Genomic DNA, 18219 nt, shown 5'->3' on the forward strand with positions numbered 1-18219 from the left:
TTGCGGCAAGTCTCAGTTTCTGCAGATGGTCCTAACCTCCCCTTGACGCCATGATAAGATGCGGGAAATTTGTGGAGGCAGTATGTTAAGAGTCATCATCGTCGACGATGAACAACCCGCGCGTGAAGATTTACGCGAAAGACTAAGTGAAGAGCATGATATTGAGATCGTCGCCGAATGCAGCAACGCGTTGGAAGCTATCCCCGCAATACAACGCCTGCAACCCGATGTGATATTTATCGACATCCAGATGCCCAGAATTAATGGTTTGGAATTGGCCTCGATGCTGAATCCAGAGAGCATGCCGCACATCGTATTTGTTACCGCTTACGATGAATATGCCATTCGTGCTTTTGAAGAACATGCCTTTGACTATCTGTTAAAACCCCTCGACCATCAACGGTTGGCGAAAACACTCATTCGCTTAAGGCGGGGACTTGGTGTAAATAATAATTTACATAAAATCACGGAGCCGATGCTACGACATATTCCTTGCTCTGGCCACAACCGCATTTTTTTACTGAAGATTGAAGAAGTAGAATATCTCAGTTCAGAATTGAGTGGTGTACATGTTATTGGAACAGTGCAGTCTGGCTATACCCAGCTATCACTTAAGACACTGGAAGAAAAAACACCTTTTGTTCGTTGCCATCGGCAATACATGGTCAATACTGAGCAACTGGGTGAAATTCAATTGATGGATAATGGTTCCGCAGAAGTGATTACGCGCAGTGGTAAACATATCCCAGTGAGTCGCCGTTACTTGAAACCCCTAAAGGAGAAATTAGGGATTAATTAAATGAAACGGTCATCTCTGCTCGACCGGGATATTGTTCCAATGAATTTCCCGGTTAGATAATGCTATTCCTATTAAATTTAGAGCCAATTGATTCATTAATTTAAAACAATATTTACACATTAATTTCACATTCAAAATCTTATATTCTATTCCCCCATTTCCATTCCACTTTAATTAATTAGAAAAGTCCAAGCTGATATAAAAATAGAGACAGATCCCAGATTTAATTAATTACATAACTCAACAATGTAGCCTTGGTATTAGTAAGGTTTTAATCAATGCCGCCTGTGCTCAGATAAAGAAAGTCATGTGAGAGCCATGCTCATTGCTTAAAGCTAGCAAATGCGAAACGGATTTTATTCATGTTGGAAGCAAGGTAAAATTATGATAACACTACAATTTATAATTATAATTCTATGTCTGTTAGTCGGTACTCGATATGGCGGCATGGGGCTGGGGCTAATAAGTGGTATCGGCTTATTTATTCTGACCTTTATCTTTGGATTAGAACCAGGAAAACCCCCTGTAGATGTCATGCTCACAATATTGGCAGTTATTGGTTGTGCTGCCGTATTACAAACTGCCGGTGGATTAAATGTAATGATGCAATTTGCGGAGCGATTATTACGTCGTCACCCTCAGCATATTACGCTACTTGCCCCTTTCACAACTTGGTCATTAACCTTTTTATGTGGCACTGGGCATGTTGTTTATACAATGTTCCCTATTATCTCTGATATTGCGATTAAAAAAGGAATTCGCCCGGAACGGCCAATGGCTGTTGCCTCCGTCGCCTCACAAATGGCGATTACCGCATCGCCAGTCTCGGTTGCCGTCGTTTCATTAGTATCTATTATTGGTGCCAATCATGGGATCGGGCAGGCTTACAGTATTCTGGAAATTCTGGCCATCTCAGTCCCCGCATCATTAGTCGGTGTACTAGTTGCTGCATTGTGGAGCCTGCGTCGTGGTAAAAATCTGGATATAGATCCTGATTTCCAAGAGAGAATCAAAGACCCAGAGCAGCGTGAATTTATCTACGGTTCAACCGATACCTTGCTAAATCAGGTTTTTCCAAAACAAGCTTATTGGTCTACCTGGATATTTTTCGCGGCTATTGCATTAGTTGTATTACTCGGTGCTTTTGCAGATCTGCGACCTGCTTTTGAAGTGAAAGGCAAATTACAGTCATTATCGATGAACTTGGTTATTCAGATGATGATGCTAATTGCTGGCGCAGTTATTCTTATCGGTTGTAAAGTGAAACCTAGTGATATCTCCAACGGTGCTGTATTTAAAGCGGGGATGGTCGCTATCTTTTCCGTATTCGGTGTCGCCTGGATGAGTGATACTTTCTTCCAAGCCCATATGGGTGACTTGAAACTTGCCTTGGAAGATGTGGTGAAAACCCATCCATGGACCTATGCTATTGTCTTGTTCCTGGTTTCAAAACTGGTGAATAGCCAAGCGGCGGCTCTGGCAGCCATTGCCCCTATGGGATTGCAATTAGGTGTCGATCCTAAGATGCTGATTGCTTTCTTCCCTGCCGCTTATGGCTACTTTGTTCTGCCTACCTACCCAAGTGACCTTGCCTGTATCGGTTTTGACCGTTCCGGCACGACCAAGATTGGTAAATTTATTATTAACCATAGCTTTATCATTCCAGGTCTCATCGGCGTTATCTGTTCATGTATTACTGGCTACTTGCTGGTAACCACTTTTATGTAAAAACGAATTTGAACAGAATTAAGGGTCAGAATTTATCTGGCCCTTAATTATATGCCTGCCTTAACCCGATAAATCTTCATTTATAAAACCAATAAAAAGCGTCAATACTCGACAATGGCCGCCTCTACTTATGACATTTTAAGAATGAACTCATCAAAAAATCCCGCTTATTATAATTAATTATTCGTTCCGAAATATCTTCTGAGTAAGTTGAATTACTACTGCTACAATGCGACCCGCATCACAAACATCATCTTTTTCACCATGGACCTATTATGTTTTCTTTGCGTCATACCAGGGCGTTGCCGTTTTATATCAGCACACTCGCTTTATCCCTAATCAGCACCTCAGTTCTTGCTGACGCGACTGTTTTTACTGCCTTAGACGATCCAGCTACAGCCAAGAAGAGCTTTGATGGCACTGTCGAAGCGGGTTATACCGCGCAGTCAGGTAATACAACCAACTCAACACTGACCGCTAACTCGACATTAACTTGGTTTCAGCCCAACACAGCCTACAGTTTGTGGGGAGCAGCACGTAATACCAGCTCAAACAATCAACGTTCTTCCGAGCGGTATCAATTAGGTGGGCGTACTCGCTATAACCTAACTGACCGTAACTATCTGTTCGGACAGGCTAGTTGGTTAAATGATCGCTATAACGGTTTTGATTCGCGCTCTGTTTTGACCACCGGTTATGGTCGCCAGATTATGACCACACCGCTGCATAATCTGCGGGTGGAATTTGGTCCAGGTGTGCGCCATGATGAGTTTTATGAAGGTGGCCGTGCGACAAAAGCATTGGCGTATGCCGGTGGTAACTATACTTATCAGCTAACGGATAACACAGTGTTCAGTGAAGGCGTTTCAGCATTAGCAAACGAAGAAACCACATTGAACTCTGAAACGGCGCTGAATGTCGCAATCAATAAGAGCTTCGCATTACGTTTAGCCTATGTTGCAACCTACAACACCAAGCCGCCTGCAAGTGCTCCCAAAAATACAGATACCACAACCTCGGTGACTCTGGTTTACGGCCTGTAATAACGTTACTTTTTAGCGTGGTGCTATGCCACGCTGATTCCTGCCTGTTTTTCCCCCATCCCTCTAAACAATGTCTAACGAATTTTTTCGTCTGCTAAAATATGCATAAAAAAGGGGTTAGCACATGGCTAACCCCTTCATAACTATTAACTTTTGGATGAAGCCTGAGCTGAATCTTAGTTAATACGGTTAAGACGCTCTTTGATACGAGCTGACTTACCAGTACGCTCACGCAGATAGTACAGTTTCGCTTGACGAACGGCACCACGACGTTTCACAGTAATGCTGTCGATTACTGGGGAGTGAGTTTGGAATACACGCTCAACACCTTCGCCGTTGGAAATTTTACGAACGGTGAACGCAGAATGCAGACCGCGGTTACGAATAGCGATAACCACGCCCTCGAATGCCTGCAGACGCTTTTTAGAACCTTCCACAACCCATACCTTAACTTCCACGGAATCACCCGGACGGAATGCAGGTACATCTTGCTTCATCTGCTCTTGTTCGATTTGCTTGATAATATTGCTCATAATAAGTCTCTTACCCTAGGTAAACTGATATATCAGGAAATTGGCACGCAGCACAATGTTCCTTTCATAGTTCTGTTGCTCAGGGCTTGTGTTCCCGTTGGAACTCAGCCAGCAACACCATTTGCTCGTCAGTCAGAGCTAGGCTTTCTAGAAGTTCAGGTCTTCTAAGCCAGGTACGGCCCAGCGACTGCTTTAAGCGCCAGCGACGAATCTCGGCATGGTTGCCCGACAGTAAAACTGGCGGAACCTCCATCCCTTCCAACACCTCAGGACGAGTGTAGTGTGGGCAATCCAGCAATCCATCAACAAAGGAATCTTCCTCTGCAGAGGCCTGATGACCCAGCACACCCGGAATAAAGCGGGATACTGAATCTATCAAAGTCATTGCTGGCAGCTCGCCACCGCTGAGAACATAATCACCAATTGACCATTCTTCATCAATTTCAGTTTTGATTACGCGCTCATCAACTCCTTCGTACCGACCACACACCAGAATCATCTTCTGGTTAGTTGCCAGTTCGCAAACACCCTGTTGGTCCAGTTTGCGCCCTTGAGGTGACAGATAAATCACCTTTGCTCCCTCGCCTGCCGCTGCTTTTGCTGCATGAATGGCTTCCCTTAGCGGTTGCACCATCATCAGCATTCCCGGGCCACCGCCATAGGGACGGTCATCCACGGTACGATGCCGATCGTAGGTAAAGTCACGAGGACTCCAACACTGCACGCTCAGCAGGCCATTTTTTACTGCCCGGCCAGTTACCCCGTAATCGGTTATCGCGCGGAACATCTCGGGAAACAGGCTAATAACACCGATCCACATTGTTTTGTTCCACTCACTTTTGCCGTTTAGTTCGGAGGTCAAAAACCAGGATCCCAATCTACTTCAACACGTTGAGCAGTGAGATCGACATTCTTGATAACCTGCCCATGAAGAAACGGGACCAACCGCTCCTTCATACCGAATGCATCTTTCAGGTTTGCCTTCACTACCATCACATCGTTAGAACCGGTTTCCATCATATCAATGATTTTGCCTAGTTCATAACCGGTGGTTGTTACTACCTGACAACCCATAAGGTCTTTCCAGTAGTAATCATCATCACCTAATGGGGGTAGTTGCTTCGAATCGACGACAATTTCGCAATTAGTCAGTAAATTCGCGGCATCTCGATCATCAACACCTTTAACTTTAATGATCAGATCCTGACTGTGGCGCTTCCAGTCTTCCAACTCGACATGCTGCCACTTACCGGCCTGCTGGATAAACCACGGCTGGTAATCGAAAATGCTTTCGGCGTTCTCGGTGGATGAAAATACTCTGAGCCAACCGCGAATGCCGTAAGTTGAACCCATTTTACCGAGAACAATCGGCTGTTCGGGAACCACTGGATTGAGTTGTTTGCTCATAATAACCACCACCGCGACAGATTAAGCTGCTTTCTTAGCGTCTTTGATCAGCGCAGATACGCGATCAGAAACTGTTGCACCCAGACCAATCCAATGTTCGATACGGTCCAGATCCAAACGCAGAGCTTCAGCCTGACCAGATGCGATCGGGTTAAAGAAGCCTACACGTTCGATGAAACGACCGTCACGAGCATTACGGCTGTCGGTCACTACTACTTGATAGAACGGACGCTTTTTAGCGCCGCCACGAGCCAAACGAATTGTTACCATAACATCCTCTTTAGTTAATAAAACAACTGGACCCCATCGGGGAACGGGGTCCAGTTGCAATATAAAAAGCCCGAAAATTTTACTCATTTTGGCGCAAAAAGCAATCTAAAGCGTAGATTCCTATGCGCTAGATTTGTAATGAGTCAAATTCTCTTCGTTTACCGCTGTTTTCAGCGGGAAATCTTTACTCACTTCACGCTGGTGAACACCACAGCGCCAAATGACCTTAGCGGCCAGGGAAACCTGGTGGCATCATACCTTTCATGCCACGCATCATTTTAGCCAGACCGCCATTTTTCATCTTCTTCATCATGCGCTGCATGTCATCAAACTGCTTAAGCAAGCGGTTAACATCCTGCACCTGCACACCTGATCCGGTTGCGATACGACGCTTACGTGAACCTTTGATAATCTCAGGTTTGGCGCGCTCTTTCAGCGTCATCGAGTTGATGATAGCCTCCATTCGCACCGTCACTTTGTCATCCATCTGTGATTTCACGTTGTCGGGCAGTTGGCCTGCCCCCGGCATTTTGCTTAACATGCTGGCCATGCCACCCATGTTGCGCATTTGTTTCAGTTGATCCAAGAAGTCATTGAGATCAAAGCCATCGCCTTTTTTCAGCTTAGTGGCGAGTTTTTCGGCCTGCGCACGGTCAACTTTACTTTCAATATCTTCAATCAGTGACAGTACGTCGCCCATACCCAAAATACGAGAGGCCACGCGATCTGGGTGGAATGGCTCAAGTGCTTCTGACTTTTCACCAACACCGAGGAATTTAATCGGCTTGCCCGTAATATGGCGAATGGACAGAGCAGCACCACCACGCGCATCACCATCAACCTTGGTCAGAACCACACCAGTAAGCGGTAAGGCTTCGTTGAATGCTTTTGCCGTGTTGGCTGCATCCTGACCGGTCATGGCATCGACAACAAACAGTGTTTCAACCGGATTAATCGCGGCATGGACCTGTTTGATTTCGTCCATCATCGCTTCGTCAACGTGCAAACGACCGGCGGTATCGACAATCAGGACATCATAAAACTTGAGTTTTGCCTGTTGCAGAGCACGATTAACGATATCAATCGGCTTTTCTTGTACATCAGACGGGAAGAAATCAATACCAACACCCTGAGCCAGAGTTTCCAACTGTTTGATCGCCGCAGGGCGATACACGTCAGCTGAAACCACCAGTACTTTTTTCTTCTGTTTTTCTTTCAGGAACTTACCCAGTTTAGCCACACTGGTGGTTTTACCCGCACCTTGCAGACCGGCCATTAACACCACTGCGGGCGGTTGTGCCGCCAGATTCAGCTCGTTATTAACCTCGCCCATCGCGGCAATAAGTTCATTTTTAACTATTTTGACGAATTCCTGACCTGGCGTGAGGCTTTTGTTCACCTCATGCCCGACAGCACTCTCTTTTACTCGGTTGATAAAATCGCGGACAACCGGAAGAGCAACGTCAGCTTCAAGTAACGCCATGCGAACTTCACGTAGCGTTTCTTTAATATTTTCTTCTGTCAGCCGGCCACGGCCGCTGATATTGCGCAGTGTGCGCGACAATCGATCAGTTAAGTTCTCAAACATTGTCTCATACTCAACGTGGAAACAGGCCGCTCTGGCGACACAATGGCGGGGATTATAACACGAAGCTTAAACGATCTCTGCCCCCACATCGGAGAACGGTTGGAGAGGGACGCGCTCAACGCTATACTGGCTATCTAATTCACTTAGCCGATGCCTATATAACGCTATGCCCGTGTTCTCTATTTTGGCTTTGATCGCTTATTCACTCAGCTTGGGCTTGATTGTCCCTAGTCTGGTGCAGAAAAGCAGTGCTTACCGACGGTTAGCACTGCTTTCTGCTGTCGTGGCGCTAGTGTGCCATGCTATTGCTCTAAAGCATCAGGTTTTTGATGTCGGTGGAGGCCAGAATCTGACTTTATTGAATATTGGCTCCATTGTTGGGCTAATGATCTGCACCATCATGACGATTGTCGCCTCTCAAGGGCGAGGTTGGTTCTTACTACCTATTGTCTATAGCTTTGCCATGATAAATTTAGCGTTGGCCAGCTTGTTGCCGGGGGAGTTTATTACCCATCTAGAAGCCAGCCCTGCTATTTTCGTCCACATTGGACTCGCACTTTTTGCCTACGCAACGCTTATCATCGCAGCACTCTATGCCCTACAACTGGCTTGGCTCGATTACCAGTTAAAGAATAAGAAAGTCACATTTAATACCGATATGCCTCCTTTGATGAGCATTGAGCGTAAAATGTTCCATATTACGCAAATTGGTGTGGTACTACTCACACTGACACTCTGTACCGGCTTGTTGTATATGGACAATATTTTTAGCAAGGAAAACGTCCATAAAGCGGTGTTATCGACCATGGCGTGGTTTGTTTATATCGTTCTATTATGGGGCCATTATCATGAGGGTTGGCGTGGGCGCAGAGTAATTTGGTTCAGTTTTGCGGGTGCGCTTTTGCTTACACTGGCTTATTTTGGTAGCCGACTGGTTCAGGAAATCATGGTTCCTTAATCATGATTTAACTCACTCATATATGGCCTACATAGCAATTAAGGAACTCTGCGTTGGATCACATATCAACTAGCACGCTTCTCATCATTCTTGTCATTATGGTCGTGGTTTCGGCTTATTTTTCTGCCTCCGAAACCGGCATGATGACTCTGAATCGCTATCGTTTACGCCACTTGTCTAAGCAAGGCAATCGTGCCGCTCGCCGGGTTGAGAAACTACTACGCCGCCCTGACCGCCTGATAAGCCTAGTGCTAATTGGTAATAATCTGGTCAATATTCTGGCTTCCGCGCTCGCGACAATCATCGGTATCCGTTTATATGGGAATGCCGGGGTTGCAATTGCCACTGGGGTTCTGACGTTTGTCGTGCTGATTTTTGCTGAAGTCATGCCCAAAACCATCGCGGCACTTTATCCTGAGCGCGTGGCCTTCCCCAGTAGTGTATTACTTGCCCCCCTACAAAAAATCATGCTGCCATTGGTTTGGTTGCTCAATACCATTACCCGAGGATTAATGCGTCTATGTGGTATCCGTGGGAATGTGCACAGCAGTGATGCCGTGAGTAAAGATGAATTACGCAGTATTGTGAATGAGTCCCATTCACAAATCTCTCGCCGTAATCAAGACATGCTGATATCGGTGCTGGATCTGGAAAAGGTCACAGTCAGCGATATTATGGTGCCGCGCAATGAAGTGATTGGTATTGATATCAATGACGATTGGAAATCAATCATGCGCCAACTTACCCACTCACCTCATGGCCGTATCGTGCTCTATCGCCAATCGTTGGATGATGCTATAGGCATGCTACGTGTGCGGGAAGCTTATCGGCTTATGATGGAAAAAAAAGAGTTCAACAAAGAGAATCTACTGCGAGCAGCCGATGAGATTTACTTTATTCCTGAAGGCACACCGCTGAACGTACAGTTGGTGAAATTCCAGCGTAATAAAGAGAAAGTCGGCATGATTGTCGATGAGTATGGCGATATTCAAGGTTTAGTGACGGTCGAAGATATTTTGGAAGAGATCGTGGGTGACTTCACAACATCCATGTCCCCAACACTTGCTGAAGAGGTCAATCCACAGAGTGATGGTTCTGTTTTGATTGATGGTAGTGCCAGTGTTCGTGAACTGAACAAAGCATTTAACTGGTCGTTACCTGTCGATGCCCGCACAATCAATGGCATGTTGTTGGAAGAGTTAGAAGATATTCCACAAATAGATGCTCAGGTTCGCATTGGGAATTATTTGATTGATGTACTGGATGTGCAAGAGAACATGATTAAGCGAGTGCGGGTAACACCTATTCTACCGGATAACCATCCCCTGTAATCACTGGATCTAATCCCCCTGCTGTCAGTAAAAAAGACGCCTTATGAGCGTCTTTTTATGTTTATCTATCAATGACTGAAAGCTAGATATGTAGCTCTTTCAGTTTTTCTTTCGGCAAAGCCAACTCTTCGTTGTGGTTGACGCGCACACCGCGGTCAATAATGCCTTTGGCAATGTCCTGCGCCTCTTCCAGCGAGTGCATATGATAAGTACCGCACTGATACTCATTTAGCTCAGGGATTTTCCGCTGATCGGTGACTTTCAACACATCTTCCATTGCTGCTTTCCAGGCCTCAGCAACACGCTGCTCATCTGGTGTTCCAATCAAGCTCATATAGAAACCGGTACGGCATCCCATCGGCGAGATATCGATAATCTCAACACCATTGCCATTAAGATGGTTACGCATGAAACCCGCAAACAAGTGCTCCAATGTATGGATCCCACGCTCAGGCATCACTTCTTTATTTGGCACACAGAAGCGTAAATCAAATACTGTTATCTCGTCACCATGAGGGGTTTTCATCGTCTTGGCAACGCGAACTGCGGGTGCTTTCATGATGGTATGGTCTACGGTAAAGCTATCCAATAATGGCATTTAGTCACCTCCTCATAAAAAAATAATTTTTATTCGATCTTTTTTCGCAACTCGTGAAACTTTTTTCTTTCCTGCGCGTCTTAATATGTGAAAGACGCGCATTTGTTATCATCATCCCTGTTATCAGAGATGTTAATTTGGCCACAGCAATGTGGCCTTTTCTTTTTATTGGCCGCCGTGCAGTACCAAATACTCTTCAAAGCTTAGCTTATCTTTGAGTTCCAACTCACGTTGGCGTACCCATGATGCAGCACCCTCCTCAGATAATTGCTCTTCCGTCAGCAACTCCAATGGCTCACTTTGCAACATTTCGCGATAACGTTCAGCTAACTCAAGGCCAACACCACCAATACCATTTTCTTTCATCGCTTGCAAAATACGCGCAGAGAACGTCAAACTTGGGTCATCAAAGAATGCGACCAGCTCATCACAGACCTGTTGATACTCAGTGCTATCTTTCCCATCTAAAACTTCTGCAACACGACGCAAGTCCGCAAACAGATCTTTACCGACCTTCTCCAGTGGCTCACGGGTATCATTGCAACCCATGCCGATAGTCTGACCCGGTTTACGCCCTTCTAAAATGACCCGATTCCAGTTCTTACGAGTACACAGCAATTCATCGCTGCTCATTTCAGGCGCATCCGCCAGCACACACCAAATCAAGAAGAGATCAAGGAAGCGCGCTTGCACAGCATCAACACCAATCGGTGAGAATGGATTGATATCCAGCGAACGTACTTCGATATATTCGATACCACCGCGTAACAAAGCATCAGATGGCGACTCACCGACTCGGGTAACCCGTTTAGGCCGAATTGGAGCATACAGCTCATTTTCGATTTGCAGTACGTTGGTATTCAATTGCAGATGACGATCACCGTCTTTTAGCCCCAAGGCTGCATATTCTTCTGATGGCGTTTGAATCGCGCGTTTCAGTGCTGCAACATAGGTGTGCAAGTCATTAAACGTGATGCCCAAATTGCTTTGTGATTTATTGGTATAACCCAAGTCACTCAGGCGCAATGAGGTGGCATACGGCAAATAACACATTCCTTGATCATTACGTTCAAACGGCAACGCTGTCTCACGCCCTTGCAGGAATGATGAGCAAATGGCCGGAGAAGCACCAAACAGATAAGGAATAACCCAACCAAAGCGGTAGTAATTGCGGATCAGGCGAAAATATCCTGCGGAAATCTCTTCCTTACCACTTTTCTCATCGGTAACACCGGCCCATGCCTGCCAAAACTCCAATGGCAAAGAGAAGTTATAGTGCACGCCGGAAATAGTTTGCATCAGTGCGCCGTAACGGTTTTTTAACCCCTCACGGTACAGTGTTTTGAAACGACCAATATTGGATGAACCATATTTAGCCAGTTCGATATCCTGCTCGGCACCGATAAAACAAGGCATGCTAAGTGGCCACATGCGTTCATCACCCAATTTACGTGCGGTATAGCGGTGAATATCACGTAAAAAAGTCAGCAGATGATCGATATCACCATCGACTGGCGTGATGAATTCCAGCAATGCCTCAGCAAAGTCGGTAGTAATCCACTGATGTGTCAATGCCGCACCCAGCGACTCTGGATGGCCCGTCGAGGCGAGTTGGCCATCGGCAGTGACTCTCAATGTTTCCCGCTCAATACCGCGACGGATCCCTTTCAGGGCTTTAGGATGCGCTTCCAACCAAGTCAGCGCGTGTGATACATCCGGGATCAAATCGACCTCCCGCTCTTGAAAACCATAACTCGTCAGCATACTGAAACTGCATAGATGTGACTACGTAAGTTTGTCACATTCTTTACTGCCACCACGCGATTCCTTGCAACGTAATTATCGTTAACACGATATAACGCAATGCTTTTCCCAAACACAGAAAAAAAGCCACAAGACCCCAGGGCATACGCAACCAGCCTGCCAACACACACATCAAATCGCCCACTACCGGTAACCAGCTTAGTAACAAAGCCGCGGGGCCAAAGCGTTGAAGCCAGCCTAGTGCTGTGCTCATCCCACGCTGTGGCTTCAGTTCCGGTAATAAACGGCCTATAACAACATTTGTTAGCCCCCCTAACGTATTTCCGACGGTAGCAGACAACACCAGCATCAAGGCTGGCGCACTACCTGCCGTTAATAGGGTGACTAACAGAATTTCAGAATTTCCGGGTAAGAGTGTCGCGCTAAGGAAGCTACTCCCAAATAATGAAGCAATAGCGAGCGTACTACTCACAGCAAGCGCACATCAACTATTGCCATATTCGCCCTTTTTGCAGCCTCGACACCAAAGTCAGCATCTTCAAAGACTACGCATTGATCAGGACGGACACCGAGTAATTGCGCACAGCGCAAGAATGTCTCAGGCTCAGGTTTATGTTTGGTGACATCATCCGCACCGACAATGGCATCAAAATAGTCACGTAAGCCAAGATGCCCTAAAAGCATCTCAGCCATGGCGTGTTCGCTTCCTGTTCCCACAGCCATAGGTTTGCGCCCATGATAGGCTTTAACCACGTCTATGAGCGGCAGAGGCTTCACATTGTCCAACAGCATCGTTTTCACCAATGCGGTTTTTTCTGCGGCCAATAAATGAGGATCCAGATCTGATTGATGGTTTGCAATGATTACACGGGCAATTTGCCACGTTGGTGAACCATTCAATGCCACCATAGCTTGCTCGTCAAACTGCATACCATAAGGTGTTAACACCTGACGCCATGCTTGGCGATGGGTGGATTCAGTATCCAGGATGGTGCCATCCATATCAAAAATCAGACCTTCATAGAGATCGTACATCGTGACCCCACGACCTGGGAGAAAATGAAAAGCTACTTTATCGTAAACCAGCCAGATTGTCGCTTACTGTATAATCAATTGAATTTAATCAAAAAATAAACTTATCAATTGATCGTCATGCCATCCAGAATGATAAAAAATAATAAGTTGGCGAGTGAATAGCAAGATAGGAAGGTGAAAAGGTTTAAATTGGTCAGTCATGAAATGATCTAGGCCCAGAAAACAGAAAACCCCGCCGTAGCGAGGTTTCTTAATATGGTGCACCCAGGAAGATGACTCGGCTAACGCCTCGCCCCTACGGGCCGTTGCTAAAGCAACGTTGTCTCGCTTCGCTCGGCTCGAACTTCCGACCGCTCGGTTCTATACGGACTCTGAGCACTAGAAAACAGAAAACCCCGCCGTAGCGAGGTTTCTTAATATGGTGCACCCAGGAAGATTCGAACTTCCGACCGCTCGGTTCGTAGCCGAGTACTCTATCCAGCTGAGCTATGGGTGCAGTTTTGTGTATCTAATTTTTCAGGAGCGTTTCAACAAGTGAAACTTAACAACAAGATTGATGACCTAGAAGATGGTGCACCCAGGAAGATTCGAACTTCCGACCGCTCGGTTCGTAGCCGAGTACTCTATCCAGCTGAGCTATGGGTGCAATTAATTCTTTGACACTACCTGATGTTCATTTAACTATTTCACCATACTGCAAAATATGGTGCACCCAGGAAGATTCGAACTTCCGACCGCTCGGTTCGTAGCCGAGTACTCTATCCAGCTGAGCTATGGGTGCATAGTAAATGGCGGTGAGGGAGGGATTCGAACCCTCGATACAGCTTTTGACCGTATACTCCCTTAGCAGGGGAGCGCCTTCAGCCTCTCGGCCACCTCACCATACGCTTCTTGCGAATTGTGCCTAACTTGCTTTTGAAGAAGCTCATCGGCACTGCGTGGCGCACATATTACTTTCCCGCACTTATAAGTCAAACAATTTTTCCTAACTCACGTTCAATTGCACAATTCACACGCAACATGACCAGTTTGACGTCAAAAAGAGTGTTTTATCAACAGGCAACATAGTGTTTATTGTGATGGAAGTTGATGAGGGAAAAAAGAAAATCATCTTGGTTGCCCCATTAAATTGGTCGCGAACAGATAATTATTACGGGAATAAGAACATAAAAAATGGATAAACGGCGGAATGAGGGGAATAAATAGGGCAGTAGCGCCTCGTGAAACACGAGACGCTTCTTCAAAATCAGTAAGTCGTCGGTTGAGACTTTTCTGCTTGGATACGCTGGTAGATTTCTTCACGGTGAACAGAAACCTCTTTCGGAGCATTTACACCAATTCGAACTTGGTTGCCTTTAACCCCTAATACAGTAACCGTAACCTCATCGCCAATCATGAGTGTTTCACCAACTCGACGAGTCAGAATAAGCATTCTTTGCTCCTTGAAAAATTAAAAGAGTCGGGTCTCTCTGTTTCCCCGCCATTATCCATCATACACCGTGAAAACGTAAGCCATCACATTCACATAAAATGTAAGTAGCTTGGTCAAGTCTCTAACTAATACAAGTTTAGCTGAAGCAAACAACTTTGCGTTTAACTTTGTGATTGAACTATGACAGGAAAATTGAAAAACGCCATACCTCGCATAGAGATATGGCGTATTGATTTAATAGGTCATTCTTTATTTATAGCCGGGATTCAACCCATGCCTCAACACTTGCCAATGCAGCTGGCAATGCTTGGACATCAGTCCCACCTGCTTGAGCCATATCAGGGCGCCCACCGCCTTTACCACCAACTTGTTGAGCAATATCCGCGATCAACTCACCCGCTTTGATTTTACTCGTGAGGTCTTTAGTTACACCAACAATAAGACTGACCTTATCATCGGCTATTGTTGCCAGCACAATAATAGCGGACCCTAGCTGATTTTTAAGATCATCAACCATAGTACGCAGCATTTTTGGTTCAATATTATCCAACTGACTGACTAATAGTTTCACACCTTTGACCAATTTTGCATTGGACGACAATGAGGCACTTTCCTGCGCAGCCTGCTGATCTTTTAATTGTTGGAGTTCACGTTCCAACATTTTGCTACGATCCAGCACCGCACGCACTTTATCAGCCAGATTATTAGTATCGCCTTTCACCAGATGAGCGACATCTGCCAAAAGGTCACTTTGTTGATGCAACTGTGCAATAGCACCTTCACCGGTTACCGCTTCAATACGGCGAATCCCGGCAGCGGTGCCTGACTCAGACAAAATGCGGAACAAGCCAATATCGCCGGTACGGCTAGCGTGAGTACCTCCACACAGCTCGGTTGAGAAATCCCCCATGGTCAGAACTCGCACCTGGTCATCATATTTCTCACCAAATAGAGCCATTGCGCCTTTTTCTTTTGCCGCATCCAGCTCCATCACTTCAGTTTGAACCGGCATATTGCGACGAATCTGCTCATTGACAATATCTTCTACCAGACGAATTTGCTCTGGTTTCATGGCTTCAAAATGAGAGAAATCGAAGCGCAGATATTTGTCATTCACCAACGAGCCTTTCTGAGCCACATGCTCACCCAGCGTTTTACGTAATGCTGCATGCAGTAAATGAGTCGCGGAGTGATTCAGACGAATACGATTACGCCGTGCGACATCAACCTGAGCATCAATGCTGTGATTAACTCGCAACGTTCCGTGAGTCAATTTCCCTAAATGCCCGATAGCTTGGCCATATTTTTGGGTATCGCCTACAACAAAAGTTGCGGTCGCATTTTTCAACTCGCCTTTATCACCAACCTGACCACCAGACTCACCGTAGAATGGTGTCTGATTAAGAACAACAACCGCCTCTTCACCTTCATGAATCTCATCAACTGCTGCGCCATTACGGAATAGTGCCGTCACCGTCGCCTGCTGATGAACATGATCATAACCAGAGAACTGGCTTGCACTATCCACACGAATAAGGCTGTTGTAATCTGCACCAAATCCGCTAGATTCACGGGCACGACGGCGTTGAGCTTCCATTGCTTGTTCAAAGCCGGCTTCGTCTACTTTCAAGTTACGTTCACGACAAACATCTGCGGTTAAATCGATCGGGAAACCGTAGGTGTCATACAAGCGGAAGGCGGTTTCACCATCAAGAGTGTCACCGGTCAATTTGCCGAGTTCTTCATCTAATAGCGCTAAACCACGCTCTAATGTCCGTGCAAATTGCTCTTCTTCGGTTTTTAGAACCTGCTCTACCATCGCCTGCTGCTGCTTCAATTCATCAGCAGCAGAGCCCATAACCGCAATCAATGGCGCTACGAGTTTGTAGAAGAAAGTCTCTTTAGCGCCCAGCATGTTGCCATGACGGATTGCGCGACGGATGATGCGGCGTAAAACATAACCACGGCTTTCATTCGACGGGATAACCCCATCGGAAATTAGGAAAGCACAAGCACGGATATGGTCAGCAATCACCCGGAGAGACTTACTGGAAAGATCTGTTGCACCCGTGACATCAGCCACCGCGCTGATCAAATTACGGAACAGGTCAATCTCGTAGTTTGAGTTAACGTGCTGTAATACCGCAGCAATACGCTCAAGCCCCATGCCAGTATCAACTGACGGCTTAGGCAACGGCAGCATAGTACCGTCAGATTGGCGATTGAACTGCATGAAGACGATATTCCAAATCTCAATATAGCGATCGCCGTCTTCTTCTGCTGACCCCGGAGGCCCCCCCCAGATGTGGTCACCATGGTCATAGAAAATCTCTGTGCATGGACCACAAGGGCCGGTATCACCCATTTGCCAGAAGTTATCTGATGCAAAGGCGCCGCCTTTGTTATCACCGATACGGATAATGCGCTCACGCGGCACCCCAACTTCGTTGGCCCAAATTTCGTAGGCCTCGTCATCAGTTTCGTAAACGGTTACCCACAGTTTTTCTTTCGGTAAATTAAACCACTGTTCGCCGGTTAATAACTCCCAAGCGAAATTGATGGCGTCATGTTTGAAGTAATCACCAAAGCTGAAGTTACCCAACATTTCGAAAAATGTATGATGACGCGCGGTATAACCTACGTTTTCAAGGTCATTATGCTTACCACCCGCTCGCACGCAACGCTGAGAGGTCGTCGCACGGGAATAAGCCCGTTTATCCAAACCTAAGAAGACATCCTTAAACTGGTTCATCCCGGCATTGGTAAACAACAGCGTAGGGTCATTATTAGGGACCAAAGAGCTGCTTGATACAACCTGATGTCCCTTGCTATGGAAGAAATCGAGAAACGCTTGACGAATCTCAGCGGTGCTCTTGCTCATAATTGTCCCGGAAACAAGCTAAAAGAATAGCCCGCGAGCAAATCTGGTGCCTATAAAGGGCGACACAGTGGGTAAGCTCACGAACAAAAAGTGGGACTAAGATAAATTTTCTTCGAGGGGAAGTAAAATCCCGTGTGCATTCATTCGACAAAATTCCTGTAAATAGACTGAATTTCTTCCTGAAAAAAGCCACGATAAAGAAGATATCGCTGAACCTTAGCCTTTTCTTTCCAGTCAACAGGTAAAATTTCCCCGAATTTTCGCTGTGCAACCTCTTTTGCGAGCATACACCAGTCAATTTCACTAATTTCAAAAGCAGCCTGAATTCGTTCTTTATCGACACCCTTTTGCATCAATTCAGAACGGATACGCTGTGCGCCATATCCTTTACGGCTGCGACTATTAAGGTAGCTGGTAGCAAAGCGGGAATCATCTAGCCAATTATGCTGGTAGCAGTAAGCAATAACCTGTTCGATAACTTTTGGAGCAATGTCCTCGACAGGTTCACTATTCCCACCGTCTGCTCGTTTTCCCCAATGGCCTTTTGCTGAGAATGGCTGCGCCGCAAGTTTGCGGCGCAGTTCAGACTCACTATGGTCGCGTTGAGAAAGAAGTCTCATAGCTCGGCTCAGTAAGTCATTCATAATTACCCTTCTTACTTGAAGTTGCAGCGGTGTTAGCTACACTCTTTCACCCGAATTACTGACCATTGTCAGCTCATCGGGATTCATTCATTTGCGGCCTTGCTGCAACGCCAATGACTTTGGGTAACATCTTTCTTCTCAAAGTTGCGGCGGCGTTACCGGTGCTTTTCGCCACTGACTAAAACGGCCCACTAAGTGAGCCGTTTAT

General features: G+C 46.1%; 17 protein-coding genes, 4 tRNA genes and 1 other RNA gene. 5 read left to right on the top strand and 17 right to left on the bottom strand.

The window, feature by feature from the left end; genetic code table 11:
* Positions 1 to 82 precede the first annotated feature (82 nt).
* The 3 genes from btsR to ACIOG0_RS17020 all read left to right on the top strand — a co-directional run bounded on the left by btsR (position 83) and on the right by ACIOG0_RS17020 (position 3570).
* Positions 83 to 799: a two-component system response regulator BtsR gene (gene btsR / locus ACIOG0_RS17010; protein ID WP_050100165.1), complete on the top strand. Its 717-nt coding sequence runs from the start codon at positions 83 to 85 to the stop codon at positions 797 to 799.
* 384 nt (positions 800 to 1183) lie between these two features.
* Entirely contained in the window at positions 1184 to 2527 is a 1344-nt protein-coding gene (locus ACIOG0_RS17015) for an anaerobic C4-dicarboxylate transporter (RefSeq protein ID WP_050100167.1), read from the top strand.
* Positions 2528 to 2802: 275 nt separating this feature from the next.
* Entirely contained in the window at positions 2803 to 3570 is a 768-nt protein-coding gene (locus ACIOG0_RS17020; protein ID WP_050100170.1) for a YdiY family protein, read from the top strand.
* A 176-nt stretch (positions 3571 to 3746) separates the two neighbouring features.
* On the opposite strand, the gene rplS is transcribed toward ACIOG0_RS17020, so the two are convergent.
* The 5 genes from rplS to ffh all read right to left on the bottom strand — a co-directional run bounded on the left by rplS (position 3747) and on the right by ffh (position 7368).
* Positions 3747 to 4103 carry a 50S ribosomal protein L19 gene (gene rplS, locus ACIOG0_RS17025; protein ID WP_042547926.1) on the bottom strand — a complete coding sequence of 119 codons (357 nt, stop codon included), beginning with the start codon at positions 4101 to 4103 and terminating at the stop codon, positions 3747 to 3749.
* 79 nt (positions 4104 to 4182) lie between these two features.
* Positions 4183 to 4923, bottom strand: coding sequence for a tRNA (guanosine(37)-N1)-methyltransferase TrmD (trmD, locus tag ACIOG0_RS17030; RefSeq protein WP_004393426.1), 741 nt, complete (start codon positions 4921 to 4923; stop codon positions 4183 to 4185).
* A 38-nt stretch (positions 4924 to 4961) separates the two neighbouring features.
* The gene (gene rimM / locus ACIOG0_RS17035; protein ID WP_050140573.1) at positions 4962 to 5510 is read right to left on the bottom strand and encodes a ribosome maturation factor RimM; all 549 of its coding nucleotides are present in this window, start codon (positions 5508 to 5510) and stop codon (positions 4962 to 4964) included.
* 21 nt (positions 5511 to 5531) lie between these two features.
* Entirely contained in the window at positions 5532 to 5780 is a 249-nt protein-coding gene (rpsP, locus tag ACIOG0_RS17040) for a 30S ribosomal protein S16 (protein ID WP_004877236.1), read from the bottom strand.
* Positions 5781 to 6006: 226 nt separating this feature from the next.
* A complete protein-coding gene (gene ffh / locus ACIOG0_RS17045) occupies positions 6007 to 7368 on the bottom strand; it encodes a signal recognition particle protein (protein WP_050100174.1) in 1362 nt (453 codons plus the stop codon).
* Between the two features lie 166 nt (positions 7369 to 7534).
* Here ffh and ACIOG0_RS17050 point away from each other — a divergent pair, with 166 nt between their 5' ends.
* Positions 7535 to 8326 carry an inner membrane protein YpjD gene (locus ACIOG0_RS17050; RefSeq protein ID WP_050100176.1) on the top strand — a complete coding sequence of 264 codons (792 nt, stop codon included), beginning with the start codon at positions 7535 to 7537 and terminating at the stop codon, positions 8324 to 8326.
* Between the two features lie 53 nt (positions 8327 to 8379).
* The gene (locus ACIOG0_RS17055) at positions 8380 to 9657 is read left to right on the top strand and encodes an HlyC/CorC family transporter (RefSeq protein WP_141135207.1); all 1278 of its coding nucleotides are present in this window, start codon (positions 8380 to 8382) and stop codon (positions 9655 to 9657) included.
* Positions 9658 to 9739: 82 nt separating this feature from the next.
* On the opposite strand, the gene luxS is transcribed toward ACIOG0_RS17055, so the two are convergent.
* The 12 genes from luxS to recX form a co-directional block, all read right to left on the bottom strand.
* Positions 9740 to 10255, bottom strand: coding sequence for an S-ribosylhomocysteine lyase (gene luxS, locus ACIOG0_RS17060; RefSeq protein ID WP_050100177.1), 516 nt, complete (start codon positions 10253 to 10255; stop codon positions 9740 to 9742).
* Positions 10256 to 10420: 165 nt separating this feature from the next.
* Positions 10421 to 12019 carry a glutamate--cysteine ligase gene (gene gshA / locus ACIOG0_RS17065; protein WP_186004138.1) on the bottom strand — a complete coding sequence of 533 codons (1599 nt, stop codon included), beginning with the start codon at positions 12017 to 12019 and terminating at the stop codon, positions 10421 to 10423.
* Between the two features lie 43 nt (positions 12020 to 12062).
* Positions 12063 to 12491: a YqaA family protein gene (locus ACIOG0_RS17070; protein WP_050100178.1), complete on the bottom strand. Its 429-nt coding sequence runs from the start codon at positions 12489 to 12491 to the stop codon at positions 12063 to 12065.
* Positions 12488 to 13054, bottom strand: a complete 567-nt coding sequence (gene yqaB, locus ACIOG0_RS17075; RefSeq protein WP_050100179.1) for a fructose-1-phosphate/6-phosphogluconate phosphatase — start codon at positions 13052 to 13054, stop codon at positions 12488 to 12490. The genes ACIOG0_RS17070 and yqaB overlap by 4 nt, the downstream gene beginning before the upstream one ends.
* Before the next feature lie 256 nt (positions 13055 to 13310).
* Positions 13311 to 13436, bottom strand: a non-coding RNA gene (locus ACIOG0_RS17080) — RtT sRNA.
* A 37-nt stretch (positions 13437 to 13473) separates the two neighbouring features.
* Positions 13474 to 13550: transfer RNA gene (locus ACIOG0_RS17085), tRNA-Arg, on the bottom strand.
* 73 nt (positions 13551 to 13623) lie between these two features.
* Positions 13624 to 13700: transfer RNA gene (locus ACIOG0_RS17090), tRNA-Arg, on the bottom strand.
* Positions 13701 to 13758: 58 nt separating this feature from the next.
* Positions 13759 to 13835: transfer RNA gene (locus tag ACIOG0_RS17095), tRNA-Arg, on the bottom strand.
* An 8-nt stretch (positions 13836 to 13843) separates the two neighbouring features.
* Positions 13844 to 13936 (bottom strand) — tRNA-Ser (locus ACIOG0_RS17100).
* A 364-nt stretch (positions 13937 to 14300) separates the two neighbouring features.
* Positions 14301 to 14486 (bottom strand): carbon storage regulator CsrA, encoded by a 186-nt coding sequence (gene csrA / locus ACIOG0_RS17105; protein WP_002209449.1) that lies wholly within the window; start codon positions 14484 to 14486, stop codon positions 14301 to 14303.
* A gap of 253 nt (positions 14487 to 14739) precedes the next feature.
* Entirely contained in the window at positions 14740 to 17367 is a 2628-nt protein-coding gene (gene alaS, locus ACIOG0_RS17110) for an alanine--tRNA ligase (protein ID WP_128451244.1), read from the bottom strand.
* Between the two features lie 140 nt (positions 17368 to 17507).
* Positions 17508 to 18011, bottom strand: a complete 504-nt coding sequence (gene recX, locus ACIOG0_RS17115; RefSeq protein WP_050100184.1) for a recombination regulator RecX — start codon at positions 18009 to 18011, stop codon at positions 17508 to 17510.
* Positions 18012 to 18219 lie beyond the last annotated feature (208 nt).

This window comes from Yersinia vastinensis, from assembly GCF_044905075.1.
Lineage (GTDB): Bacteria > Pseudomonadota > Gammaproteobacteria > Enterobacterales > Enterobacteriaceae > Yersinia > Yersinia vastinensis.